Source organism: Polyangiaceae bacterium (genome assembly GCA_020633205.1).
GTDB lineage: Bacteria > Myxococcota_A > Polyangia > Polyangiales > Polyangiaceae > JAHBVY01.
In genome coordinates this window covers 13,899-39,533 of the sequence record JACKEB010000026.1, presented here as the reverse complement: position 1 = coordinate 39,533, position 25,635 = coordinate 13,899, and the positions used below count along the sequence as shown (strand labels likewise).

At 63.9% G+C, this 25,635-nt stretch carries 19 protein-coding genes; 5 read left to right on the top strand and 14 right to left on the bottom strand.

Features of this window, described 5'->3' with window-relative positions; genetic code table 11:
• Positions 1 to 31: 31 nt before the first annotated feature.
• Together H6718_35735 and H6718_35730 are read right to left on the bottom strand one after the other, a co-directional pair.
• Positions 32 to 1,003, bottom strand: coding sequence for a hypothetical protein (locus tag H6718_35735; protein MCB9590815.1), 972 nt, complete (start codon positions 1,001 to 1,003; stop codon positions 32 to 34).
• Positions 1,004 to 1,138: 135 nt separating this feature from the next.
• Positions 1,139 to 1,957 carry a hypothetical protein gene (locus tag H6718_35730; GenBank protein MCB9590814.1) on the bottom strand — a complete coding sequence of 273 codons (819 nt, stop codon included), beginning with the start codon at positions 1,955 to 1,957 and terminating at the stop codon, positions 1,139 to 1,141.
• A gap of 375 nt (positions 1,958 to 2,332) precedes the next feature.
• On the opposite strand from H6718_35730, the gene H6718_35725 reads away from it, so the two are divergent.
• On the top strand, positions 2,333 to 2,896 hold the full coding sequence (locus tag H6718_35725; protein MCB9590813.1) for a hypothetical protein: 564 nt from the start codon (positions 2,333 to 2,335) through the stop codon (positions 2,894 to 2,896).
• Between the two features lie 152 nt (positions 2,897 to 3,048).
• Here the strand turns inward: H6718_35725 and H6718_35720 are convergent, their stop codons facing one another.
• Both H6718_35720 and H6718_35715 read right to left on the bottom strand, forming a co-directional pair.
• On the bottom strand, positions 3,049 to 5,115 hold the full coding sequence (locus H6718_35720; protein MCB9590812.1) for a serine protein kinase: 2,067 nt from the start codon (positions 5,113 to 5,115) through the stop codon (positions 3,049 to 3,051).
• A gap of 321 nt (positions 5,116 to 5,436) precedes the next feature.
• Positions 5,437 to 6,666 (bottom strand): hypothetical protein, encoded by a 1,230-nt coding sequence (locus tag H6718_35715; protein MCB9590811.1) that lies wholly within the window; start codon positions 6,664 to 6,666, stop codon positions 5,437 to 5,439.
• Positions 6,667 to 6,898: 232 nt separating this feature from the next.
• On the opposite strand from H6718_35715, the gene ppk1 reads away from it, so the two are divergent.
• A complete protein-coding gene (gene ppk1, locus H6718_35710) occupies positions 6,899 to 9,079 on the top strand; it encodes a polyphosphate kinase 1 (GenBank protein MCB9590810.1) in 2,181 nt (726 codons plus the stop codon).
• A gap of 10 nt (positions 9,080 to 9,089) precedes the next feature.
• Here the strand turns inward: ppk1 and moaA are convergent, their stop codons facing one another.
• Together moaA and H6718_35700 are read right to left on the bottom strand one after the other, a co-directional pair.
• On the bottom strand, positions 9,090 to 10,136 hold the full coding sequence (gene moaA / locus H6718_35705) for a GTP 3',8-cyclase MoaA (protein MCB9590809.1): 1,047 nt from the start codon (positions 10,134 to 10,136) through the stop codon (positions 9,090 to 9,092).
• A 111-nt stretch (positions 10,137 to 10,247) separates the two neighbouring features.
• On the bottom strand, positions 10,248 to 11,678 hold the full coding sequence (locus tag H6718_35700; protein MCB9590808.1) for a DUF4403 family protein: 1,431 nt from the start codon (positions 11,676 to 11,678) through the stop codon (positions 10,248 to 10,250).
• A gap of 28 nt (positions 11,679 to 11,706) precedes the next feature.
• On the opposite strand from H6718_35700, the gene moaC reads away from it, so the two are divergent.
• Positions 11,707 to 13,137, top strand: coding sequence for a cyclic pyranopterin monophosphate synthase MoaC (gene moaC / locus H6718_35695; GenBank protein ID MCB9590807.1), 1,431 nt, complete (start codon positions 11,707 to 11,709; stop codon positions 13,135 to 13,137).
• Here the strand turns inward: moaC and H6718_35690 are convergent.
• Both H6718_35690 and H6718_35685 read right to left on the bottom strand, forming a co-directional pair.
• Positions 13,134 to 13,736, bottom strand: a complete 603-nt coding sequence (locus H6718_35690; GenBank protein MCB9590806.1) for an NTP transferase domain-containing protein — start codon at positions 13,734 to 13,736, stop codon at positions 13,134 to 13,136. The two genes, moaC and H6718_35690, sit on opposite strands and share 4 nt — an antisense overlap.
• Complete coding sequence (locus H6718_35685; GenBank protein MCB9590805.1) at positions 13,729 to 14,952, bottom strand: molybdopterin molybdotransferase MoeA; 1,224 nt, start codon at positions 14,950 to 14,952, stop codon at positions 13,729 to 13,731. The genes H6718_35690 and H6718_35685 overlap by 8 nt, the downstream gene beginning before the upstream one ends.
• A 431-nt stretch (positions 14,953 to 15,383) precedes the next feature.
• Here H6718_35685 and H6718_35680 point away from each other — a divergent pair, with 431 nt between their 5' ends.
• Positions 15,384 to 17,063, top strand: a complete 1,680-nt coding sequence (locus H6718_35680; protein MCB9590804.1) for a hypothetical protein — start codon at positions 15,384 to 15,386, stop codon at positions 17,061 to 17,063.
• A 12-nt stretch (positions 17,064 to 17,075) separates the two neighbouring features.
• The gene (locus tag H6718_35675) at positions 17,076 to 17,633 is read left to right on the top strand and encodes a hypothetical protein (GenBank protein MCB9590803.1); all 558 of its coding nucleotides are present in this window, start codon (positions 17,076 to 17,078) and stop codon (positions 17,631 to 17,633) included.
• A 109-nt stretch (positions 17,634 to 17,742) separates the two neighbouring features.
• Here the strand turns inward: H6718_35675 and H6718_35670 are convergent, their stop codons facing one another.
• The 6 genes from H6718_35670 to H6718_35645 all read right to left on the bottom strand — a co-directional run bounded on the left by H6718_35670 (position 17,743) and on the right by H6718_35645 (position 25,618).
• A complete protein-coding gene (locus H6718_35670; GenBank protein ID MCB9590802.1) occupies positions 17,743 to 19,563 on the bottom strand; it encodes a hypothetical protein in 1,821 nt (606 codons plus the stop codon).
• Between the two features lie 59 nt (positions 19,564 to 19,622).
• Complete coding sequence (locus tag H6718_35665) at positions 19,623 to 20,342, bottom strand: FadR family transcriptional regulator (protein ID MCB9590801.1); 720 nt, start codon at positions 20,340 to 20,342, stop codon at positions 19,623 to 19,625.
• A gap of 208 nt (positions 20,343 to 20,550) precedes the next feature.
• Positions 20,551 to 21,516: a sterol desaturase family protein gene (locus tag H6718_35660; GenBank protein ID MCB9590800.1), complete on the bottom strand. Its 966-nt coding sequence runs from the start codon at positions 21,514 to 21,516 to the stop codon at positions 20,551 to 20,553.
• The gene (locus tag H6718_35655) at positions 21,513 to 22,187 is read right to left on the bottom strand and encodes a TetR/AcrR family transcriptional regulator (protein MCB9590799.1); all 675 of its coding nucleotides are present in this window, start codon (positions 22,185 to 22,187) and stop codon (positions 21,513 to 21,515) included. Before H6718_35655 ends, H6718_35660 begins: the two co-directional genes overlap by 4 nt.
• A 681-nt stretch (positions 22,188 to 22,868) precedes the next feature.
• The gene (locus H6718_35650; GenBank protein MCB9590798.1) at positions 22,869 to 24,593 is read right to left on the bottom strand and encodes a glycosyltransferase family 39 protein; all 1,725 of its coding nucleotides are present in this window, start codon (positions 24,591 to 24,593) and stop codon (positions 22,869 to 22,871) included.
• The gene (locus H6718_35645; protein MCB9590797.1) at positions 24,590 to 25,618 is read right to left on the bottom strand and encodes a hypothetical protein; all 1,029 of its coding nucleotides are present in this window, start codon (positions 25,616 to 25,618) and stop codon (positions 24,590 to 24,592) included. Before H6718_35645 ends, H6718_35650 begins: the two co-directional genes overlap by 4 nt.
• Between the last annotated feature and the right edge of the window lie 17 nt (positions 25,619 to 25,635).

The window sequence follows — 25,635 nt, the reverse complement described above, 5'->3', positions numbered from 1 at the left end:
AGGGCATGCGCTGCGAATTAATCCGCACGGATTAGTTGTACGTCAGGCCCAAGCCGACCGTGGGCGCCCACAGCGTGTGGCTCCAGTCGTTTTCCCGCGCGTCGGCACCCGCTGCGTGCACGTAGTCGAGACGCGCCTGCAGCCCGAGGCTCCATTCGTCACCAACCCACCAGTCGTAGCCAACGCCCAGGTTGAATCCCCAGCCAAGCACCGTGTGTCCACGGGCGCGAGCGCCGAGCGTAGGGTCCGCTTGACCCACAATGATGCCCGCGACGCTGAGCCCGCCGGCGAAATGCAGGCCGGCGGCGGGGTCTGGATAGAAATCGAAGATGGGCCCCACGCCCACTGACTGGGAGATCCTGTACTCGTAGTTCGAGAAATCAGCGACCGGTCGAGACATCTTGAGCTGTGGCACGGAAACGGTATTGAGGGACAGCGCAAGCACAGCGCCCGGTCGGATGGCCCCACCGAGGGAAACCTGGGTTCCGTAGGCAAAGCCCATCGCGCTCCCGTCGTACTTATCTACGCTCTCCAGGCCCTCATCCTGAACGTAGTACTTGAAAGGCTCGGCCGAGGCGGAGAACCCAGCGAAGCCGATGCCACCAGCGAGCCGTAGGTACAGTCCATCGTGCAGGTGTCGACCGGCTCCACGAGGCTGGGAGACGTACCCTGGACGGTCGAGTGGCGCTTCGTCGACGGCGTGCCGCTGGAAGGGCCCCAGCTCTTGGGAATAGGGAGCCGGCGGCACATATCCTTGCGGATACGTTTCAGGATAGCCCGGAGTGCCAGGATAGGGCTGAGCCGGGTAACCAGGCTGTGTCGCGGGCGCGGGAGGCACCGGCTGTGCTGGCGCGGCCGGTGCTGGCGTGACCGGAGCGGGCGCGCCCGACGGCGGAGCGGGCGGAAACCCTGCACTCGACTGGGCCGCGACGGGCAATGCCCAACACGAAGCCACGCATGCCAGGGCGAGCGCAGAAAGCCGACTGGCGCGTTGACGGGGCATCAACGCGCCAGGTTAGACCAAGCACCTAGCGGAGCAAGCGCTGCTGGACTCGCGTTGCCATTACTGCTCCGCGTGGCCCCTCCTCATCGCGTGGCGGCACGACGCTGATCTTCCAGGCGAGCGTTCCTGGTACTTCTACTCAGTCGGCAGTGTGATCACGTTGAAGTCGAAGCTTTTGTCTCCGCTCTTCACGGTGACCTGAATCTTGGTGGTGTCCACGCGCTCGAAGGACAGCGTCGCCGTCTTGCCCTTGGGCGTCCTCAATACATAAGCGCCAGCCTGGGGCACGGCGTCCACCCAGCGCATCTGGACTCCGTCGATAGCGAGATCCCACTGCCCACCGTCGGACTTCCATTCTCGCGATCCATCGACTTGAATCCCCTCGAACAGGCCTCCCTCGAGCACGCTCTGAGTTCGATCGCCGCTGCCCACGCCTTGCTTACCGTCTGACAAGCGCGTCCACGTCAGCTCATGCTTCACCTGGCGCTCACCCTCAGCGAAGTTCCAGGTCACCGTGGCGCTGCCGCTCACTTCGACGGTTCCGTTGGAGAGCGCGGTCCAAGCGTGGTCGACCTGGACATCGCCTTCGTCATTCCGAACCACCGTCATGTGATGATTGCCGGAGTAGGTGTGACCACGATAGGTGCAGTTGCCTTCCTTCGCCCCGTAGGTCACGTCGAGCTCACCCTTGGCGACCTGGATATCGGCACACGGCAGCTGGCTCTGGATAAAAGTTCGCAGCTCGTCTGCCGCGGCCTCCACCGCGTCTCCGATCGTGAAGTGGGTGGAGATGTCAACGCTGCTCGAAGTCAGGTTCATCGCCTGGCTGCTTACCTGAGATTCATCCAGCGCCTGCTTCGCTTCGGCGAGGGTCATGCTCTCCGAGTCCTTCTTGCAGTTCGGGAGCAAGGAGAGCGGGAGTACCAGTGCGGAGGCATAAACGAAGGTCTTCATCGGTCATCTCCTTCAGGTGGGAGTCGAATCGAGTTGTGCAGCCTCTGTGCCAGATGCGAGCACCCTTCATCGCCGCTCCCATTTCGAAGACACCCCAGGAGAGCGAACGTAAAAATCTCGCATGGAATCTCGGTTGAAACCAGATTCTTCGGGAGCACCAGCGTGCGAGCGCCCTAGAGCTACAGCTCGCTGACTGTTCCCTCCAAGCGGGTTCGGGGGTGAGAACAACGCTTCACGGCGATTCCGAACAGCCTTCAGGGTTTGCTCAAGGTGCGCTCAAGCAAGCCCTTCCGCCGTTGCCTAGAGTCAGCGGGCAGGTCGACGCTGGCATTCACCGCCAGCCACTCGACCTTCACGAGCACGACGGAGGAGAACATGCTGGATTGGCTGATGTCGCTGTTTGGCGGCGGGAACAAGTTCGGAAACATCGACCCAGACGACTACGAGACGTTCTGGCGAGCGAATCACGAGATCGATCAAGCCGAGCGTCAGGGCCCCGAGGCGCACCAAGCCACCCTGAACAAATACGGAGTGAAGAGCCAGGCGCAGTGGGACGACGTGCTCGGTGCCTTCACCCAGCGCCATCAGGCGAACCCCGACTTCGCGATGGCAGCCAGCCGAGTCATGTCACAGATCCAGATGTCCGCGATGCCTGCGCAATATCAGGTCTCAGCAGCAGACAACGCCCCGGTGGAAGGCGTGGACTTGAACCGACTGGCCCTCATCGAGGCCACGGTGGAGTACGCGCAGTCCCGCGGACCGCAAGCGGTAGCACAGGCGCTGCAGGGCTTCGGTTTGGACCAGGCGGCCTACGAGCGTATCCGTGCGGGATGGCACTCGCGCATGAGCGGCAACGCCAACGCGATCACTGCTGCGACGCTGAGTTCACAGTACCAGGCGTTCCTCGCCCAGGCGCGTGTCAGCGCAAGGCCTGCCTGAAGCGACGGCGCGTTGGCCAAGCCTTGGAAGCCAGCGAGGGTGAGAGCAGTGTTGCCCTCACCCCCAAAATCCGGGGCCTAGCAGGATGGTGTTGATTGGCAGGGTGTTACTTCAACACCCTGCTAACTGCGCGTAGGACGGCGGACGCGCCGCTATTCCTTCGTGTCGCCGCGCGCGAAGATTGACGCCACGTAGTTGAGCACGTCGGTGGCGCTGACTTCGTTGTAGCCGAAGTAGCGCATCAGGCGGCTCTTGATGATGTCGATCTTCTCCTGGGTCTCCTTGTCGACCACCGCGGAGACCAGCGTCTTCAGCTTGATGCTGTCCTTCTGATCTTCGAAGAGCTTGAGTTCCAGGGCACGGCGCAAGCGGTCGTTCGTCTGCCAATCGAACTTCTTGCCTTCAACGGCGCGCGCACCGATGTAGTTCATGATTTCCCTTCGGAAATCGTCTTTGCGGCTGTCCGGGATATCGATCTTCTCTTCGATAGAACGCATCAGCCGCTCATCGGGCTCTTCATCTTGGCCGGTGTAGCGGTTCTTGACCTTCTCCTTGAGGGTGTAGGCCTTGATGTTGTCGATGTAGTTGGCGGCCAGCTTGTTGATGGCCTCCTCATCGGCGCTGATCGCACGCTGGACCTCGTTCTTGACGATGTCTTCGTACTCGCGCTTCACGACACCGATCAGCTCCCGGTAGCGCTTGCGCTCCTCGTCGCTGGTGATCAACGAGTGATGGTGTAGGCCCTTTTCTAGCTCGTTCAGCACCATGAACGGGTTGATGGTGCCTTCACCCGCATCGCTCACGAGCGCGTTGGAGATCTTGTCCTGGACGTAGCGGGGGCTGACGCCTTCCATGCCCTCGCGCTTGCTCTCCTTGCGCAGCTCTTTCACCGTGTCCTGGGTGTAGCCCGGGAGCACCTTGCCATCGTACAGCTTCATTTTCTGGATCAGCTGCAAGTTGTGCTTCTTCGGGTCCTCCAAGCGCGTCAGTACGGCCCACATCGCGGCGACCTCGAGGGTGTGTGGCGCGACGTGCTTGCCTCGCACCTTTTCCGCGGAGAAATCCTTTTCGTAGATGCGGATCTCGTCCGACAGCCGGGTAATGTACGGGATGTCGATCTTGATCGTGCGGTCGCGGAGGGCCTCCATGAACTCGTTGTTCAAGAGGCGCTTGTACTCGGCTTCGTTCGTGTGACCGATGATCACCTCATCGATGTCCGTCTGCGCGAACTTCTTCGGCTTGATCCGGTGCTCCTGTGAGGCGCCAAGCAGGTCGTACAAGAACGCGACGTCCAGCTTGAGCACCTCGACGAACTCGACGATGCCACGGTTCGCCACGTTGAACTCGCCGTCGAAGTTGAAGGCGCGCGGATCCGAGTCGGAGCCATAGACGGCAATCTTGCGGTAGTTGATATCGCCGGTGAGTTCGGTCGAATCCTGGTTCTTCTCGTCCTTCGGCTGGAAGGTGCCGATCCCGACGCGGTCTTGCTCGCTCAGGATCATGCGTGTGACGCGCACATGCTCCGCGACCATCTTGCTCCAGTCACCGTTGTAACGGTGCATGAGCTCCTTGAAGATAAAGCGGCTCGCGGGATCCAAGTCACCATCGACGCGAACGCGGTAACGATCATTGCCGAGACCGAGGCGACGGATCGCTTCGGTGCGCCACTCACGCGGGATCAGCCGCAAGGGCTCCTCGTGCATTGGAGACGGGAACTCCGTCTCGTCAACGCCAGCTAGCCCGGTGCTGCCGAGATTCACCCAACGGAAGGTGTAGAGCGCACCGTCTGGCGCCCGCGAGTAAGCCTCCAGGCCCTTCTTCAACATGCGCGCGATGGTCGATTTGCTCGAGCCAACGGGGCCGTGAAGGAGAATGACGCGCTTCTCTGGGCCGTAGTTCTGCGACGCGGCCTTGAGCACGTTCATCAAGCGCATCAGCGGGATGTCGAGACCAAAGACCGCGTCCTTGCCCTGATCGACTTCGTCGCGGAAGAAGTTGTAGCGAACCAACTTCTTCTTGTTGTCGATGTACTCTTCGGTTCCGTACGAAATCACCATGTCGTACACGCGCTGGAACGCGTTGCGTGTCACCTGGGGGCGCTCGCGGACGATCTTGAGGTAGTCCTCGAAGCTGCCTTCCCACGACAGGTCACGATAGAGCTCGTAGTCCTGCATGGCGGCAATCTGGGCGACCATGCTGGTGTTCGTAGATTCGCTCATCTATTCCCCTCGGTGCTCTCTTCCAGGCTGTTGATGGTCTCGGGTCGCTCCCGAGCTCGCGGCGCGCGCCGCATGTCGCCGAATCCGGTGCGCGGTGCGAACGGAGGACGGCGACTCTTCACACGCTACTACCGCCCAACGGCGTTTCAAAGCCTTTCAAAGCGCGGGCATGCTCCCACTTTGCTCCCACTCATGCTCCCACCGCGGGGGCCTGCCGCCACGAGGCTGTCGAGCGCCTCGACAACGCAGCAAGTGGGCGACAGGGCAGTAAGTGAGCGACAGAGCAGTGCGTCACGAGTTCCTCGTAGAGCTGCTGCGGCCTCAGGGACTGGCGAAAGTGGCCATCCCCGCGAGCACCTCCGTCCAGGCGGGTTTGGCCACACCAGTACGCGAGTGCAGGCCCAGGGAACAATAGGCAGCCTCCGCGCGCTCTGGGTGCGATAGGGCGTCGGCGCCCAGGGTCAGTCGAAAGTCAGAGCAGCGCTGAGGCTCAGGGTCGTTCAAGCCATACACGCCAACGAACGGGAAACGCGAGCGGCGCCCTTGGAGCGCTTGGAAGAGCGCAGAGAAGAACGTTCGCTGTTGGTCTTCGCTGGCTGCCACTTCGCTCGCCGATGGATACCCGACGCGATGGAGCACGATGGGCACGAGGGGCGCGCCGTCTTTTATTTCCACAAGGTTATCATACATCGCATCCAGGTCCCCCACGATCAGCGACGGAGCCTCCGCCTGGAGGTTCTCGTCCAACGGGACGTGGGAGACGATCAGGGCGTCGCTGTTACGTATCCACGAGGCAAAGGCAGACGAGCTGCCACTCCAGCCGTTGGAAGTCACACCAACACCGACCTTGGCCGCGGGCGGTAGTGATGGATGAGCGCGCGCGTAGTCGAGCACACCCTGCATGGCGTCGACGAAGCCCGCGCGCAGGAACTGGGGCAGTGCACGGAAGTAACGATCGGACTCGAGACCCAAACTAAGAAACCTGAGTTCATCCCCGGTGAGTTCGAGCACCGCGTCGACGACGCGCCGCGCAGCACTCTGCATGCTGCTACTGTTCCACGCGAGGCCGTTGGCGGGTCGAGCATCGACCGCACGCTCGACCAACGCGAGGCAAAGCGAGAGCCTCGCCCCCGCGCCGCGGACGAGTTGAATCCTCGCGGCCAAATCGGCCAGTGCCCCGGTCTTGAGTTCGAGTTGCTCCGTCACGAGCTCATCCCAGCGCACGTCGATGCTCACCGCACGAGAGCCTGCGGAGAAGCTCTCGAGTTGAGCGATCTGCAGCGCCGTCGCCGGCTCTTCGTCCCCTTGGCGAGCCTCGGGCTCCACACCTACGCGCACTGGCGCAATCGGCGCGTCGGATTCGGCGTCCGCGGAGGCGTCGGTACCAGCCTCTGGACGCGCTCCGTCCATCGATGCGTCCTGGGGAGCCGTGGCGTCGACTCCGGCATCCAGCGTCGGTTTGCCAACGACTTCGGGGTCCGACCCGTTACAAGAAACGCACATGACCGTTACTCCAACGGCCAGCAGGAAAGTCGAGCGCGAGTCCCGCATGGGTGAAGCTTACCTCAGCCTCCGGCCAGCTGGCGCGGCGTGTTAGTCGAAGAAAACACCACAAGCGTTGCGGCTCCATCGGGTCAAGCGGTGTTCGCTACGCGGGAGGCTGTGCTTTACTCAGGCTCCGCCCATTGGCGCGTCGGTCAGCGGCTCCCCAACGCTAGACCACGAGAGAGACCACTCCGTGAACTCCGATTCCCCCGAACTGGTGGTGGCACTGCCTGCCTCGATGTCTGAACTCCCCGCACCCGAAGTCCCGTCCCTCGATGATCCGAGCCTGTACATCAACCGCGAACTCTCGTGGTTGGAGTTCAACGCTCGCGTGCTGGAGGAGGCAAAGAACGATCAGGTACCGCTGTTCGAGCGTTTCAAGTTCCTGTCGATCTTCGGCAGCAACCTGGACGAGTTCTTCATGGTGCGCGTCGCCGGACTGCAAGCGCAGCGCTCGCAAGAAATCGACGAACCTCCGCCCGATGGGCGGACGCCTGATGAGCAGCTCGAGATCATCTCGACGCGCGCCCACGAGCTGATGGCGGAGCGGGACTTGATCTGGACCACGATGGTGAAGCCCGCGCTGGCCGAAGCCGGGCGCGCATTGGTCGAGCTGAGCACCCTGAGTCCCGATGAGCAGGCGCGCATCGACAAGCACTTTGTGCGCAACATCTACCCGGTGCTGACACCGATCGCCATCGACCCGGTGCACCCGTTTCCCCACGTGCGCAACAAGGCGATCAACCTCGGCGTGTTGTTCGAAGGCGACGAGCAATCAGGCCCGCGTACAGGGCTGGTCCAGGTCCCGACGAGCTTGCCGCGCCTGCTCGAGGTGCGCGCCCAGGGCTTCGAGCGCGCGTTCGTCACCTTGGAGTCGCTGATCCAGCGCCACGTTCAGTCGCTCTTTCCACGCATGAAAGTCGAAGGGCATTTCGCGTTTCGCGTAACCCGAAACTTCGACATCGAGATCGACGACGACGAAGGCGAAGATCTGCTGCTCACCATGCAGGCGGAGTTGCGACGCCGGGAACGCGGGGAAGCCGTGCGCCTCACGCTGACGAACAACGTGCCACGTTCGGCAGTGCGCTGGTTGTGCCGCCAGCTCAAGCTCGACGCAAAGCGGGATGTCTACTTGGTCGAGCCACCGCTGCACTTGGGCGACTTGGGAGCGCTGGTCGACGGAGAGGCGCCGAAGCAATTCCGGGACGAGCCGTTTTCGCCTCAATACGTGCCGCCGCTGCGGGACAGTGAGGACATCTTCGCGACAATCCGGGATGGCGACTTGTTGCTGCATCACCCCTACGAGTCGTTCGAGGCGGTGGTGGACTTCCTGATCCGAGCGGCGGAAGACCCCCAGGTCTTGGCGATCAAGCAGACGCTCTACCGCTCAGGCGGTGAGTCGCCACTGGTGCGTGCGCTGCAGCGCGCCGCAGAGCTTGGCAAGCAAGTCACGGCGCTGGTGGAGCTCAAGGCGCGCTTCGACGAGGAGAGCAACATCCAGTGGGCTCGAGCACTCGAGCGCTCCGGCGTGAACGTGATGTATGGCCTGGTTGGTCTCAAGCTGCACGCCAAGGTGCTGATGGTCGTGCGCCAGGAAAAGAATGGCCTCCAGCGCTACGTGCACCTCGCGACGGGCAACTACAACCAGCAGACCGCAAAGCTCTACGAAGACCTCTCGATATTTACCACACGGGAAGACATCGCGGAGGACGCCACCGCGCTCTTCAACCTGCTGACGGGCTACAGCGCACCCGAAGGTTGGAAGCAGCTATTGGTCGCCCCCCTTGGACTCAAGGAGGCAGTGCTTGGGCTCATCGAGCGTGAGTCGCGCAACGCCGCAGCGGGCAAGCCGGCGCGCATCGTGGCCAAGATGAACGCGCTCGTGGATCCAGACGTCGTCGCCGGGCTCTACGCGGCTTCGCGCGCCGGCGTGCAGATCGATCTGTTGATCCGCGGCATCTGTTGCTTGCGCCCCGGGGTGCCGTCGGTGAGCGAGAACATCCGGGTCCACGCGGTGATCGACCGCTTCTTGGAGCACGCCCGCGTCTTCTACTTCGAGAACGCGGGGGAACCCGAGGTCTTCTGCGCCAGTGCCGACTGGATGCCGCGCAACTTCGAGCGCCGTGTCGAGGTCATGTTCCCCATCCTCGATCCGCGGCTGAAGAAGCGCATCATCACGGAAATCCTCGAGACGATGCGCTCCGACGACACCAAGGGCTGGCTCCTCGAGCCAGCCGGGCGCTACCGCCGAGTGCGCCCCGCAGGAGCCGATGGCAAGCCCACGGTGCGCAGCCAGTATCGCTTCATGGAGCTCGCACGCGAGCGCGCACGTGAGCACAGCGGCCCCGTCAGCAAGCGCAAGATGGAGGGCCCAGTGGCGGTGCTGCGTGTGAAGAAAAAGAAGAAGCGGCGCGGGTAGTAGAGGCGGCTCAACCGCCGATGTGGCTCATCTCCACCTTGGGGAGCCGCGCCGTCGCGTCACCACGCAGCTCTGAGTATCTATCCGCGCGGTTACGCCAGATGCCGCGTACTTGTGCCGCGAGCTGTGCGTCGCTGGCCCCGGAGCGCAGCAGCGCCTTCAAATCGCGGCTCACCCCGGAAAACAAGCAAGTATAGAGCTTGCCCTCCGACGAGAGGCGCGCCCGAGAGCACGCGCCACAAAACGGCTGCGTCACCGAAGCGATGACTCCCACCTCTCCCTGGCCGTCACGATATCGATAGCGCGACGCTACTTCCCCGGGGTAATTAGCCTCCGCTGCCTCGAGGGGGAACTGAGCGTCGATACGCTCCACGATTTCCTTCGCGCTCACCACGTCCGTCAGCTGCCAGTCGTTGCTGGTGCCGACATCCATGAACTCGATGTAGCGCACGATGGCTCCACTGCCCCGGAAGTGACGCGCCAAGTCGACAATGGCCGCTTCGTTGTGCCCCTTGCGCACCACTGCGTTGACCTTGATGGGCCCAAGCCCCGCTTGCTCTGCCGCCCGGATGCCGTCCAGCACTTCTTCCACACGGTAACGACTGTCGCTCATGCGTGCGAACTCTGCCTGGTCGAGGCTATCTAACGAGACCGTCACGCGGTCGAGCCCCGCCGCCTTGAGCTCGTGCGCCAGACGCGGCAGCAGCACTCCGTTGGTCGTCAGCGCCAGATCCAGGGGTTGGGGGTGAGGCTGCCGTTGGTCAAGCAGCCTCAACTGCTCGATCAGCTTGGGCAGGTCGCGGCGTAACAGCGGCTCCCCGCCCGTGATGCGCAGCTTTCGCACCCCCAAGTCGACGAACACCCCAGCGACCCGTGTGATCTCTTCGTAGCTCAAGAGGTCGCTGCGAGACAGAAAGGGAAAGTCGGGGCCGAACTTGTCCCGCGGCATGCAGTACGTGCAGCGGAAGTTGCAGCGATCGGTGACCGAGATGCGCAGGTCTGAAAGCGACCGCCGAAAGCGATCCAATGGGGGGGCGGCGTCACTCGTGTCCTCCACAGACCCCGCGGCCTCGAGAGAGGGATCGCGAGGTGCTTCGCCGTAGAGGGGCAGATGCTTGCCGTCACTCGCCACCGGGGAGACATAGAGTCACCCAAGGCGGCGTGCAAGCTAGCGCGCCCAGAGCTTCGCGTGGCCGCCCACGCTAACGACTGGAACCAAACCCTCGTTCTGCGCGACGACGACGCTGACGTGGGCCTCTTGAACCTTGAGATCCAGCTGAATCGGCGGCGGCAGGTCCGTGGTGAGGCGCTTGACCAACCCCTCCAGCGTCTCGGGCGCGGCGCTCAGGTCGACCGGCAAGTCGATACTAGCGCGCCCGCTGAGGGCGCTGGCGAGCGCCTGCTCGAGGGCCGCCGGCAGCACACCCGGGTTCAGCGCTTGAACACCGGAGAGCACCAACACCTTGCGCTGGGCGTCCTCTTTCACTTCCGCAAGGAACCACGAGGAGCCACAGGCCACCCCAGACAGCGTCAGCTCCAGCGCCACGCGGGACTTCCTTCCCACCGACGTGGGGCGAGCTTCGACCTTGGCGATACTCACGCTACCGGCATCGCTCTTCACCGGCGCGGTCGTCAGGCCACGGGACAGCTGAGCCGACACGCTACTCCAGTCGATGAAGAGCGGCACCTCGAGGTCTACGTCTTGCGGCAGTTCGTCTTTCAGCTCGGGCGCCGGAAGTGGCGTCTCTGGACTTGCCTTGTGAGGGTCGGTGCACGGATCTTCGACCTTGACCTTACCCATCACTGCGAGGCGAGTGGACAGGAGCTGCTGACCGTTGTCGTTCTTCAGCTTGGGCTTCTGCTGCGCGACTCCCGTGGGCTCGATGCGCAGGCACAGCGTGTTGTCGATGGAAACCGGCATGTGTAGCAGGCGCCATACCTGAGCAACGTCATCGCGGATCTTCGGTAAGGACCCATCGATGCGCGACTTGACCTTGGCCTCTTGTTGCCGTGCGGCTTTGTAGACCTGCGACGACTGATCCAGGCCGATAGGCTGAAGTACGCAGCCGCGCGCGACGTTGACCTTCACGTTGCTCGGCCCAAGTCGGTATTGGCCGTCGACCACCAGGGGCAGGCTCACGTCAGCCCGCATCTGAGGCTGACAGCTGCCGTAGGTCACGCAGATAGGTCCGAGGCTCTTGCACACTTCTACGTTGGCAGTCACCGGGGTGCTCACCACCAAGCGCTCCCCTTGGAGCCCTAGCGCGAAGCCGCTTCTTTCCACACGGTAAGTCAGCTCGCCAGCGGCGCCGATTGACTGTCCCCTGACATCGGCCAGGCGCCGCGGCACCTGCTTCTCGAGCTCGCGTCCGAGGAGAGCCGTACCGAGCTCGAGCTCGGCGGTGATGCGTGACTCCGGTGCCTCCCAGGCGATGGGAGCCTCGAGCTTTGGAGCCGTGGTGCCCAGGCTCAGGCTGCACTCGCCAGAGCCGGGAGCTGCCTCGGTCGCCTTCGGAGAACATGCGGTGACACCAGCGCTGAGCACGAAAGGCAGTGCACTCAAGGCAACGCCGCGGTGCCACCCTCGCGCGATCTGCATGACGCTCAATCTAGAGTAAGCTCGGCGGGTGCGCATCTACGCTTTTGACGAGGTAGGCGAGTCACTTCATCTAGTGCCAATGGCGGCGCGGCGCGCTTTGGACCGCGCAGCGCTCAAACTGAGCCTGGAAGCCTGGCGTAGCCTCCCGCTAACCACGCGGCGCCATTTGATCGAGCTAGGATCCTCCGATCACCCCGATGTGGCGGAGACTACGCGCCTGGCCCAACTCGCCACACCCACGCCGACACCCCTGACTGCACCAGTCGAGGAACCCGACTCTGAGCGCGCGCCTGAGCATGCGAGGGAGGCGTTCTCGGAACAAGGCAGCTTACCTGACAAACTCTGGCAGAGCCTGAGCCCGTTGGATCGCTACACGCTCTGCAAGGTCGCGGAGCGCGCCGGGCTCCGAGATGGATCCGAGAAGCTGACTCGCCTCGAGCGTGTGTGGAATGAGATCGTCGGACACAGCGCGACGTCGACCCACGTCAGCCCTGGTGGCGGTGTCCGCATGATCGACGTCGGAGCAAAGCAGGCGACGAAGCGCCGCGCGGTAGCCCTGAGCGAAGTGCGCATGAACGAAGAGGCGTTCACGCGCCTGAAGCGCGCAGATGCCCCCAAAGGAGACGTGCTCGGCACCGCACGCGTCGCCGGCATCATGGCGGCGAAGCGCACCTCGGAGCTCATCCCGCTCTGCCACCCTTTGGCGCTAACCAAGATCGAGATTCAGCTCGAGCTCTCGGCAGTGGAACCGCGCGTGTTGATCGAGGCTCTGGTGGAGACCACGGATCGTACCGGCGTTGAGATGGAAGCGTTGGTGGCGGCCAACACCGCAGCGCTCACCGTCTACGACATGCTGAAAGCATTCGACCGCGGGATGCAGATTGGTCCAACTCGACTGCTCGAGAAGACCGGCGGCAGGAGCGGCGACTACCAAGCGCCAGAGGCCAAGCCTCGCACTGGCTGGCACACGACTCAGGCTACAGAACAGGCGTCGCCCCAAGCCGAGACGAAACCCGACCGGCTATGCGATGTGCGAGAAAGCACTCTCTCGGTCGAGGAGGTGCTCGCCGCGGTGAAGCGCCCCGAAGCAGGCGCCGTAGCGCTCTTCATCGGCGACGTGCGTGATCACAACGCAGGTCAAGACGTGACGCTGCTGGAGTACGAAGCGTACGTGAGCATGGCCATCGCGGAAATGCGCCGCATCATCAGCGAGCTCGAAGCTGAAATCCCCGGCACCCGCTTGGCGGCGGTACATCGCATCGGGAAGCTCCAGGTCGGCGACACCGCAATCCTTTGCGCTGCGAGTTCACCGCACCGCGCAGAAGCCTTTCAAGCCGGCCGAGAGCTGATCGACCGCATCAAGGAGCGAGTACCCGTGTGGAAACGTGAACACGGGAAGGAAGGTCCGTACTGGGTCGGCTGGGAAGACGCGCGCGTCCCGCCTCCCGAGCGACGCTAGCTGTTCACTTGCTCTGGGGTGTCCCAGTCTCGCAGCTGGGCGCGCTCCTCGTCGCTGAGCGGTAGCTCCAGAGGAGCCTCGATGTGCTCGAATAGGCGCTGCAGAGAGCGCGCGCCCGTGGCGAGCAGTGCCTCGGCCGCCACCAGGGATGGTTCCACACGGTAATACCCAAAGAAGGGCTGCCAGCGCGCCTCCCCCCCAAACCCATCGAGGCGGTCGACGGGTGCGACCACGGCTGCACTGGGAGAGAAGGCGACCAGACGTTCGATCAACTCCGACGTAACGAAGGGCAGATCACAGCTCAACACCACGAGGTGAGTGACTCCTCGTCCCCGAGCCGTTCGCAGCAAGCCAAGGAAGCCGCCGAGGGGGCCGATACCCGGCGGGTCATCCGGGATCGCCTCGAGGCCGAGGAACGCATAGGCCGCATGAGAGCCTACGAGTCGAATGGGCGCCGCTGGCAGCGCGCGCCCCACCTCTGCGATCAGTCGCTCGATGAGCCTGCCACCGCCCGGCAGCTCGAGCAGCCCTTTAGGGAAGCCGCCCATGCGTCGCGACTGGCCACCGACGAAGATCCCGACCCACACCTCATCAGACACCACCGAGGTCAAGCGCCTCCACGATGTGCCCGACAGGCAGCTCCTCGAGATCCTCTGGCATGACCACCAGCACGTCGGCGCTGGCGAGGCCCAGCGTGTTGCCGGAGGCTTTGTTTCCGAGCGGTACCAAACCGCCGGGTTCCCACTTCGCAGGATAGAAGCCGCGACGGCCGGCCTTTTGGCGAAGCGGCGCCAGCAACTTGAGTTCGAAGCTGCGCGGCAAGCAGTCGCGCTTGGCCTGCAGAGCGCGCAGCAGTGGCAAGCCGAACAGCATGAAGGTGATTTGCGCGCTCATCGGGTTGCCAGGCAGCCCGAGGACGTGGGTCGCGCCGGCTCGCCCGTACACCAGGGGCTTGCCGGGCTTCATTCGCACCTTCCAGAAGTCCAGTTCAACGCCCGCCGCCTCTAGCGCCGGCTTGACCAGGTCGTGATCTCCCACGGAAACGCCCCCGACGGTGACCAGCACGTCGCAGTGTTGCAGAGCAGCAGTCAACGCGATGCGAGTAGTCTCGAGATCATCCCGCGCGAGAGGCGCCACACTGACCTCCGCGCCCACCGAACGAGCGAGGGCAGCCAGCACCACGGAGTTCGACTCAGGGATGCTGGTGGGCGAGAGCGCCGGGGAACCCGGCTCACGCAGCTCGTCACCGGTGTTCAAGATGAGCACTCGAGGTCGCGTCGAGACGAGCACCGACCCGCGATCGAGCGCGGCAAGCAGCCCGAGCTGGAGTGACCCAACGCGGGACCCCTGCACCAGGCCCACCGCACCCTGTGGTAGGTCCTCGCCAGCGAGACGCATGTGTTCACCAACCGTCGGACGATGCGCGAAGCGGATGGATGCGAGTCCTCGCGCGCTCGCCACGGGCTGACCCGCATCATCCAACACGTTTTCCTGGAGCAACACGGCGGTTGCTCCGCGCGGAATCGCGGCACCCGTAAAGATGCGGCATGCGGTCCCCTTGACCCATTCGGGCGGGGGATGACCGGTGCGACTCTCCCCCACCACAGGGAGTTCCCACGGACCAGCTCCTTCACAAGCCTCGGCTTCCAGAGCGAAGCCATCCATCGCGCTGTAGTTGAAGGCGGGCAGCGGCGAGGTGGATCTCACGTCCTCTGCGAGGACCCTCCCGAGCGCCAGCTGCAATGGCACTCGCTCGATTGGCAGTGGAGCCGCGCTGCGCAAGATCCGCGCACGTGCCTCGTCGACGCTCAACATGCGACCAGCATATAGCCAAGCTTCACGCGGACTGTTGCCCCAGCGTCACGGCCACGAGTTAACACTCCGCTGAGGGCTAGCAGCGAACGGCCCCTCGCACATGGCGTGACTTGCGAGCCCCGAACAGGCGTTGTTGCTCCGGGATGGCGCACCGGCACGAAGGCGCGGATCGGCTATGACGGGACGCGCGCGCAATCGCGAATCGGCTTGAAACTCGCGCATTTGCGCCTGCGTCGGACGCACGAGGGGAGACCCGAGGCTGCTCGCCGTAGAACAATCCCCTCGACGGGGGACGCAACTCCGAACTGCAGCGCGCCGATTCCAGTGAACACGGACGGAAAAGCCGTCGATTCGCCGGCTGCTAGCACCGATGTGGCGCCTCCAACGTCGAACCGGCACGCGTGTTGCTCCAATCACTGGCTGAGACCATCATGAGAATTATGTCGGTAAGAGTTCCTGCCCCAGCGAGTCACCGCCAAGACCCGCGTGATGGGCGTGGCGCCTCGAACCGCGAGTCGTTGCTCAGCGCGCACGGCTTCGTTCGGAGTGCCTTCATCGCGTGCGTTGCGTTGCTCGTTACCATCACGAGTTCCCCAGCCCACGCCCAAGACGACGGCGAGTGGATCACACCCGCCCCCGCCGAAGCGGCTACGCCCGCTGAGCCCGCAGAAGCCCCGGAGGACGCCGCGGACGGCGACTGGGGTGATGGCGAGATGAGCGCCGACGATTTGGGTGAGGAGTACACCGACCAAGGCGCAGCCCCCGCCGCCGACGAGTACGGCGACACAGATCCGGCTGCGCTCAACGACTTCCGCCCTTACCTCGATCCCCACGGACAGTGGGTTTACGACCCCGTCTACGGTCAGGTCTGGATCCCTAACCGCGCGGAAGTGGGTGACGACTTCGCGCCTTACGTCAGCAACGGCTACTGGGGTGAAGACGAGAACGGCGACTGGATCTGGGTGAGCGGCTACGACTTCGGTTGGGTTGTGTTCCACTACGGTCGCTGGGTCTGGGTGCCCGATGTGGGTTGGGCCTGGATCCCAGGCCGACGCTACGCACCGGCCTGGGTCGTGTGGCGCGTTCCCAGTGACGACTACGCTTACATCGGCTGGGCTCCGATGCCTCCAAGCTGGGGCTGGCACGGCGGCGTCGCCGTCTCGCTCTGGGTGTATCCGCCGTATCCCTACGTGTTCTGTCCGACGGCGTACGTCTACGACCACCACGTGCACACGTACATCGTCCACGACCACCACCGCGTGCGCTATGCCGCACGGCACACCCGGCGCTACCACCCGCACCATCGCCACCGCCCGGGGCGCACTGCGGCGCGTCCACATCGCGGTCCCTCCCCCAGCGAGTCTCACGTTCCCGCTGGCAAGCGTCCCAAGGCGCGCACTCCCGCGGAGCCTCGCGCCGTGCAAGCGTCGAAGCGCAGTACCTCCAGCAAGATCCGCAAGCCCACCTACCGCCCCAAGGCGCTGCCGGGATCTGCAGCAACCAACCGCTCCAAGGCGTTCAAGAAGGGCGGGCGGGCTCTGAGCGCACGCAACTTCGAGAGCGCGCCTCGACCCAAGGTCAGCGCCAAGGGCAGCAGTGCACGGCCTTCCGCGGGAAGTGTTCGGCGCTCAGGCAGCGGTGTGCGTGCCGCAGGCAGCAGCGCACGTCCAGCCACCCGCTCACCGCGCTCGAAGAGCCTCGGAACAACGCCTGGGCGCACCAGCGCGCCGCGAGCCACACCGCGGAGCCCCACGCCTCGGGCGGCACCGCGCAGTTCCTCACGGTACCAATCTGGCAAGTCCACCCGCAAGTCTACCCCGCGTAGCAAGCGCCCGACCCGCAGCTACAAGCCAACTGGTAAGCCGGCTCCAAGCTATCGCCCGAAATCGAGTGGTAGCAGCCGCAGCTACCGCCCGAAGTCGAGTGGTAGCAGTCGTAGCTACCGCCCGAAGTCGAGCAGCTCGAGTAGCTCCGACTACAAGAAGAAGAAGAAGTCGAGCAGCTCGAGCTACACGCCGCGGCGCTCGACCCCTCGCCGAAGCTTTGGTGGTAGTCGCTCGTCGTCGCCGAGTCCGCGACGCAGCGCGCCCCCTGTCCGTCGTCGTCGCTAACGGAGTCAATACATGCCTTTCGATCGCCTCACACGTTGCTTGATGCTCGGCGCCGTTGCCGCAACCCTCGCCACCGGCTGCTATTACAAGGATGATCGCTCCGCACGGAAAGACACCGACCCCGGCCCAAAGGTCGTGGCCGCCGAGATCGACACAGGCGCAACGCTGAGCCAGGCGCCCGGTGTCGGCGCAGGTGCCTTCATCGAGTACTTGGGCAACGGCGACTGGCACGTCTTCACCACCTGTGACACCGAGATCTCGCGTTACGAGTGTCGCTGGGACATCGTGGCCACCGTCGCCGAAGGGGTGTACATCGACAGCGTGCGTGGCGACGGCCTCGAAGTGGACGACGACGTGTTCAGCAGCGAGGGCTACGACGCACAGTTCGTAGGCTATACGGCGCTCGACTACGATCACATGTATTTCCACACGGATCCTGGCGAGACGGTACGTTTCGAGGCCTACCTCGACGACATCCGGGACCCGCGCTTCATCTACTGGATCGGCAACGACGCCATCCACGACGGCGCACCGACGAACCCGGTGGACCTCACCCCCACAAGCCCTTGATGCGCAAGAGAGCGCTCTCCTAGGCTTCTTTTATTGGGGGAGGCACAACGCAAAGGCGACGTGGACCGATTCACGTCGCCTTTGGTGCTTTCAGCCGCCTGACGTTGGCTCACGGCGCGACGACATCGGCGTAGCTGAACTCGATGTTCAGCTTGCGCGCGCGCCGCGAGCTATACGGTTGCATCAAGCCGCGGCGAGCGGCCCGACGCATCACCGGGTCTGGCGTCCCCGCCAGTGCCGTACGGTAATCCTTCACGGCCAGAGCGCGATTGCCGCTCAGGTCACGACAGCGAGCACGCCAGACGTGGGCGGCCGCGAGTCGCTCGGGGTCTGGATGACCCAAGTCCAACACGCGCTGGAACGCCTCTTCGCTGCTCGCCACGTTGCCCGCTTGCAGCTCCAGCAAGCCGCGCAAGTTGTGAAACAGCGGCTGCTCAGGCTGCAGCTCGCACGCCTCAGCCATACGCCGACGCGCGAGCCCCAAGTCCTCCGCGTCGGTGTACGCCAAGAAGGCCTCGCTGTAAGCTGCGAAGCCTGCGCGTGCAGAGCGCGCCGCACCGACGGCTGGCACCAGCCCTGACGCTTTGTCAGCCGCCGAGCGCCCCTCGGTCGCAGGCACTGCACCGATCAAAGGCGCGTGGTCCTGCGTCTTGAGGCTGAACGCTTCAAAGCGATTCGCCGACGTCGGCGCGTCTCCTGTGGCCACCCAAACGACGCCGTCTTCAGGCTTGAAGACCACCGAAGCGACCGTCATCAGCATCGAGATCGAGGCGCGCAGCCGACACTCCGTATTGCCCGTATCCGCGAGGATTTCAGCCATGGTCTCCTGGTTGATGCGCCCGGAGTGCTGCTCCAGCAGCTGGTTCACGCGCGCGTGGCGTCCAGAGTTTGCGCGCCAGTACGAGGGGTACAGGTTCTGTTCGGTTGCTCCGAGCTCGGCGTCGAGGAACACATTGGCGTAGCCAAAGTGAGTGTCCGGCGCGCCTCTGCGGATCGCTACCTGGCGCGCTGGGTTCTCCTCGAAGCACAGCACCTCCCGGCGCTTGCCGTCGGTGACGATGTACGTCCAGCAACCAATGGGGCGATGAGCGCGCAGGATGGCTTCTGCCTCGTCGAGGTTCTCCGCGTTACGCATCACGATGTCACCCACGGTACCCACGGGCGTGCCGCCGAGGCGCACCTGGTCGGTGAACATATGCTGATGCATCGTCAGCGTGAGACCGGCTTCGTTCATCGCCGTTACGCCGCCAAGCAATATCCCCGCGGCAGCGATGGACACGTAGCGCATGCCCTGCTCGGGTTCGTGAAACACCACTGCCTGGTGCTTCGGCCAGGTGCCGACGCCGTGGTAGTCGAAGTTTCGCGCGTGGAGCAGCTTGCCGTCTTGAGTCGCCGCGCCCCAAGCAACCGCCGACGTGCAACCGAGGCTCAGGTCGTGGCGGTGCCGCACGGCAGGGCCAGGGCGACCAAAGCGCGTGAGTTGAGTCACCACCCACAGCATCGCGTCGGGCATGGTCGAGCCATCCATCAGGCGCCGCTCATCGAGGCCGGCGCCTTCAGCCAGGCCACGCAGCGTCTCCTTGGCGAACACCGGTAGCTGCCGCTCGACGGAGCGCCCCACGGTGCGCTGCAACGTGCGCTTGGCCATGGGGGCCGCGGCGCCGAGGGGCTTCAAGAACTTCTCCAGGTACTCGCTGAAGTAGCTCACCGGCCCGCTCGGGATGTGCTCCTTCAGCAGGGTCCCGTGCTGCAAACCCATCTCGTAGAAGCTGCCCTTCAGCTTCAACACGTGTAGCCCCGCAACTTGCTTGTGCCACGCGGCACCAAACTCGGTGCGCTCTCCGATCGGCGGCTCGCTCAGCGGCCGGCGACTACGGTCCAAAGACAAAGCACTACCGTTCGGCGTGGAAACGCCTAGCTCATGAATCATGTTGTCTCCCCTGTTCTTTTCGCGCGACGCGCTGCCCTGACGGATCAGCCGCGCGCATTTCAGCTATGTGGCGGCTTCCAGCTCTTCGCCGCCAACAACAACTCCTGATTGGCCCAGCTGTGGAACGCGCTCACCATCTGGGTGAGCGTCTCCACGTCTTGTCGGCGCACTGCTGCCACCAGGCTGCGATACGCCACCACTTGTTGCTCGGTCGCTTGCCGCACGCTGCCGAGCAGCGAGCCGAGGTAGCCGTAGATCTGCCGGTTCCAGTGCGACAGCATCACGAAGATCGGGTTCTGCGTGGCGCGCGCCAGCGTCAGCCCCAGCTCGTGCAGCTCTGCATCGAAGTCTTCCGGACAGCCAACGCACTCCGCGATGCGATCCACGCAGGCGTCCAGCGCCACCAAGTCTTTTTCCGTGCGGCGCTCTGCGGCGAGGCGCCCCATCTCTACGTCGAGCACCGCGCGCAGCTCCAGGAAGTGACCCAGCATGTCGACGTTCACGCGACCTCTGCGGTCCACCAACATCGCCTTCAACACCTCGGGCGTGAGCGACTGCATCGGGTCCAGCACCTCGGTGCCGCGCCGCCGCACCGGCTTCACCAGCCGATGCACTTCGAGCAGCTTGTTCGCCTCCCGTACGGCTCCACGATTGACCCCGAACTGCTCCGCGAGCTCGGCTTCCGTTGGCAACACGCTGCCCACGGCGCGCTCTCCCGACACAATCTGGTCGAGCAGCGTCAGTGCGACGTCATCGGCTTTTCGCGTACCCTGTCCCACAGTGTTGCCGGGAGTATAAGTACGACTTAATCGTCGGCAAGCTCATTTTTGGGGGAGAGGAGTGACTGGCCAGTCGGCCAGTATTTCTCCGCACTGGCGCGACCCTGTTCCCACGGAGGGTTCAACAGCGCGTGAGCGACGCTCACCAGCGCAGACGACAGCAGGCTCCGAACGGCTCGGCCGCCTCAGCTGCCACTGGAGCGCCTGGCTACGCCTGAGCCGCGTGAGCTTCAGCGGCGTCCGCCGCCTCAGGCTTCACGACCTCGAGAGCGGCAGCTTGAGCAGCCGAAGCCTCAGCCGCTTGAGCCTCCGCCAAGCGTCGCAGATCTTTCGCGGTAGCCCCTTTTCCACCCGGCAACCACCCCGGCGGCCTCAACAAAAACCCGAGCTTGTTGCGAGCGCCATCCGCCGTCCAGGCGTCCTTGAACATCGCGCTCCACTCGTGGAAAGCGATCGTCCACGGATTGTAGGTTTGGATGTTCTTCGTCAGGCCATAGTCGACCTCGGCGCGCTCCGGCTCGAAGGTGCCCAGCAAACGATCCCAGATGATGAAGATGCCAGCGTAGTTGCGATCGAGATACTCGGGGTTACGGCCATGGTGCACCCGGTGGTGGCTCGGCGTGTTGAAGATCCACTCCAGCGGGCCAAGCTTGGGCACTAGTTCCGTGTGGAGAAAGTATTGGTAGAGCAAGCTGATGGTCTGTGCGACCAAGATCAGCGCCGGGTGAAAGCCAACCAACGCCAGAGGCGCCCAGAACAGTGGCCCCGTGAAGGGTGTGGTCCAGCTCTGGCGCAGCGCCGTCGACAGATTGTAGTGCGTGCTCGAGTGGTGGTTCACGTGCGCCGCCCAGAAGAAGCGCACCTCGTGATGCACGCGGTGGAACCAGTAGTAACAAAAGTCCTCACACAGCACGAGCAACGGAAAGGTCCACCAAGCGGTCTCCGGAATGTCGAAGAGTCGGAACTGGTACACCCACAGGTAGAGACCGAAGCTCGCAGCCTTGACAGCAAACGAGAGGATCACATTGCCGACGCCCATGGCGAGACTGGCCGCTGTGTCCTTCCCCGCAAAGCCACGGCCACGACGGCGATGCTTGCGGCCCAGCAAGTACTCGAGGAACATCGTCCCGAAGAACATCGGGATCGCGAACAAGATGTACGTCATCTGACTCATGACACACTCTCCACGGGAGATGCCGCCGCGCGCTTCCGCTGGCTCGCGAGCAAGCCGATGGCGCGGGCAAAGTCCGCACGCGCCGCACGATCGATGAACGAGAGCTCCCCTCGGCTACTTTCGGGTTGGGGGAGCACCATACCAGTGAGTGCCGCGCCCTGCATGGCCGCCATGATGCCGTCGATGGTCGAGTCGAATTCGGGACTCTCCGCTGCCTCAGGGAAAAAGAAGGCGGCTTCGTCGCGCAAGTTCTGGCGATGCTGCATCAACACCGGCTGCAGCGTGGCGCGCAGCCCGGCGTCGGTGCGGGCGGCGACGTAAAGCTCGAACGCCACCTGGAGCGGCGCATCGGTGAACACACCCCAGAGCAGCTCGAGCGCCGCCCCCAAGCGATCGGGGTGATCGATGATGGTAATGAACGTGTTGCGGTAGCCCTGCACGAGCCCCTTGAAGAGGTGCTCCGTCGCAGCCGCGAGCAGCTCCGCCTTGTCCGGGAAGTGCTTGAACAGCGCGCCCTGGGACACGCCGGCGCGCTTGCAGATCTCCGTGGTCGTCGTGCGGGCGTAGCCGAGCTCAACGATGCTCGCGATGGTCGCGTCCACTAGGCTTTGCCGCGTGGCAATGGCCCGAGCCTGCTGAGGCTCGGGCGCACGGAGCTTGCGCTTGGGCATGGGGTGACTCTAGCAAAAGAAAGTGAGCTGTCACTTTCTTTTTTGAACTGGAGTTTCAAGCAGTCAATTCAGCCACTTAGAGCCGGAACGGGAGGCCCTGCGCCGACGCTCTCCAGCGCCCAAAGCAGGGAGCGAACCGCCAAGGACGCCAAGGGCGCCAAGGGGGTTGGGGCTCGCGCTGAGCGTCTCCTCGCTGCCGTATCAAGCTACTCAAGGTGACTTGAGCAAACGGGGCCAAGGACGCCAAGGACGCCAAGGGGTTGGGGGCCGTGCTGAGCGTCTCCTCGCTGCCGTATCAAGCTACTCAAGGTGACTTGAGCAAAGGCGACCGCCAAGGACGCCAAGCGCGCCAAGGTTTGGGGGTCGCGACGGATGTGCCTTCACTAGTGTTCGATACACGGGACCGCCCGCTAGATAGCGGGCACTTCTGGCCCTGAAGACCACCGGACGCATGCAGCGCCCAGATGGCGGCTCCCAAGCCGTTGAGTAGCAATCCCCAAAAATCTTGGCGCCCTTGGCGTCCTTGGCGGTTGGACCCCGAATCGCGACGAGGCTTCGCCAATACGAGAGCCGAAGCCAGGTCCCGCACGGAAACAAGGCGTCCCGCTCGGCCAGTCAAGCTGCACCCTCCCCCCAAAATCCGGGCGACACCAACAGAGGCTGCAGCGTCAGCCTTCGGGACTACTTGGGGCGCTTGTAGATCCAGATCACGGGGACGCCGTTGTGTGTGCCGACCCACGCGGGCTGGATGGTGTTGAAGGCCACCCAGACCTGGTACTCCACTTTGAGCATGTGCGGCTCGTGGTGGTAGATCGCGATGTCTGCGTCGCTGGGGCGCCAAACCACGTGCAGATCCTTTCGCAGCCTGCCGTCCGAGACCATCATCTGCCAGCTCTGATGGGCGGTGTCGTGGATGAAGACGCGCGCGTTGGGCGGCGCCTCTTGGTTGAGCCAGTCGGCAGCGTAGCCCGTCGCGTAGCCCCAGAAGGTGCGATTCAGGCCCAGGCTCGCGGCACCCGGCGCACCACCCACCAGTGGCACATACGCTGAGAGTCCCCACGGATGAGAATTCCACGTGGTAACGATCGGGGCGCTCAGCACGGCACAAGTGGTCGCCACCTGGACACCGCGACGCAGCGCAAGCGGCCGGCTCTCAACCAGGTGGACCAGCCGCTCCAGGGTCACCCAGAGACCAAGACCCGCAAACAACGCGATGAAGGGGTAAGCCTGAATCCAGTGTTTGGTGCCGCCGAAAATTGGCGTGTCCGACTTGACCCACGGTCCGTAACTCACAAGCACGCAGCACGCCCAGAGAGCGAACGTGGGGAAGCGCTTGGGTAACGACTCAGTGGAGCGACGCCGCAGCCAGGCAATGCCTTGCGACAATGGGCGTCTGAAGGCGACCACCAGGCCAACGGCGAACAGCGTCAGCGTGATGGTGGGTACGGTCGCCACAGTCATCACGGGTGCGTATCCGCGAGGCATCGGGGGCTCCCAGTAGGTGTGCCCCAAGAACTCCATGTTGTAGTAGTCGTGGTGTAGATGAAACTTGGCGTAGGCCTGCAGGCGATCTGCAGTGTGGCGCCAGATCCAGGGCCAGGTGGCGTAGAACAGCGCCGGGCCGATGGTGGCCATGCAGAGCCAGGCCTTGAGCGCGCCCCGCCTCCCCTCGAGGGGTCGCTGCCAGAACTTGAGCGAGCCGAGAAGAAGCAGGTGCGGAGCAAGCGCAAACGGCAGGAGCCACGAGTTGTGCTTGGTGTTGAGCAGCAGCCCATACAGCACACCGGTCAGGATCGCCGCGCCCCAGCGCCCACTCTGCGTCGCTCGCCAGTAAGCGTAGGTCGTGATCAGCCACATGCTGAGCACCGGCATGTCGAAGCAATCGAGGTGCGAGTGATAGAAGACTCGCGGCATCGCTCCGAGTAGCGCTGCCGCGCCCAACGCGCACAAGCGTCCGCGAAAATCAGTGCCGAGGATCCGCCGCGCCCAGAGGTACACGATGGACAGCGCACCGCCGCTGAGCACCATGGCAGGGAAGCGGAATGCCGTCCCCTCCTCCGCGAACAATTTCCACTTGGTAAACAAGAAGGTATAGGAGAGCGCAAAGAGGCTCTTGATGAACGCCGGGTGCTCGCTGTTTGCCCGCCAGAAGCGATCCACGACCACCGGTTCCATCGCCTGCTTCGGCGTGCTGAATAGCAGCTCGAACCACTGAGCGTAGCTCTTCGATGCCGCGAAGTAGAAGCCTTCGTCTCTCGCGTAGCCGAGGTCTTTCACGCTGGATAGCAGCAGCCACACATAGGCAACAGCCAGGGCTACGGCAATCGCCCAATCGAGGACGCGCGCGCGGCGACTCAAGTCGCAAACGGGAGCCACCCCCTGACGCTCTGGCTCTTCTATGCTCATCGGCTATCCGCCTGGAAACAAAAGTAGCGCTCGCGTGCCATGCTAGAGCTGACCTCGAACTCGACGTCCTCTGTACGCCCAGCAAGGGCTCCCAGCGGAAACTCGAAGCCACGCCACCCCTCCCCGTCGTGGTGCTCGAAGCGCCCGATCTCCTGGCCGGCGACGCGCACGCTGAGCACGATCGGTGGACCGTTGTACTGCCGCTCGAGCACCCACGGAAGTTCTCCAAAGCCCCGAATCACTTTCCCCAGTGGCACCTCGCGAAAAGTGATGCCGATCGGTCCTGTCGGGGTGGGATTCGCCCAGATGCAGCGCTTCGGGCGGTACTCGTGGCTGTCGTCAATCACCGTCACGCCGACGAAGTACGCATCCCCTCCAGGACACTGGAACCGTTCGCGAGGAAACGTGGGTGGCCCCCCCAGGTTCCCGCTGCTGACGCGCGAGTTGAAGTTGAAGTGGCACAGCGTACGTTGTTCTCTCCCGACCCCCGGGTCGTAGGTATACGCCTCGGCCCGCTTCGGCTTCAATTCCTCGAGGAAATCGAACTTCACGACCGCTGGGTTCGGGTTCTCGTGAACCAGGAGTTCGAAAGCGCCTTCGCTCCGCCTCTCCACGATGGGCCAGTCGCGGAACTCTGGAAGGGTATCGCCCAAGGTCGAGATCTCGATGGCGCGCTGATAGCTGGTCGCATCCGCGCGAGCGACATCTCGCAATGGCATGAGCTCGTCGCCGAACTCTCGGCGAGCGTTGGGGCCTTGCCACTCAGGCGCCACCACGACCAAGTCGCCCGGCTTGCGCAGCTCACGAACTGGTCCACTCACGGCGCTCCAGTCGTCCGCTGAAGGGGCGCGATGGCTAACCCAGAGTTGTGCTCCGAGCTCCGTCAGCCCGAGGAGTGGCACTGCCAACCAAATCAGTCGCCAGGGTGCAGTTCCGTCCTGCGGCGCTTGGGCTGGAGCGGTTGAGCTGGGCGCGGACCCCGACTCCGGCGGTCGCTCTGACGACGCAGCTTCAGGCTCACTCATTGCGCGGAGCCTGCCAT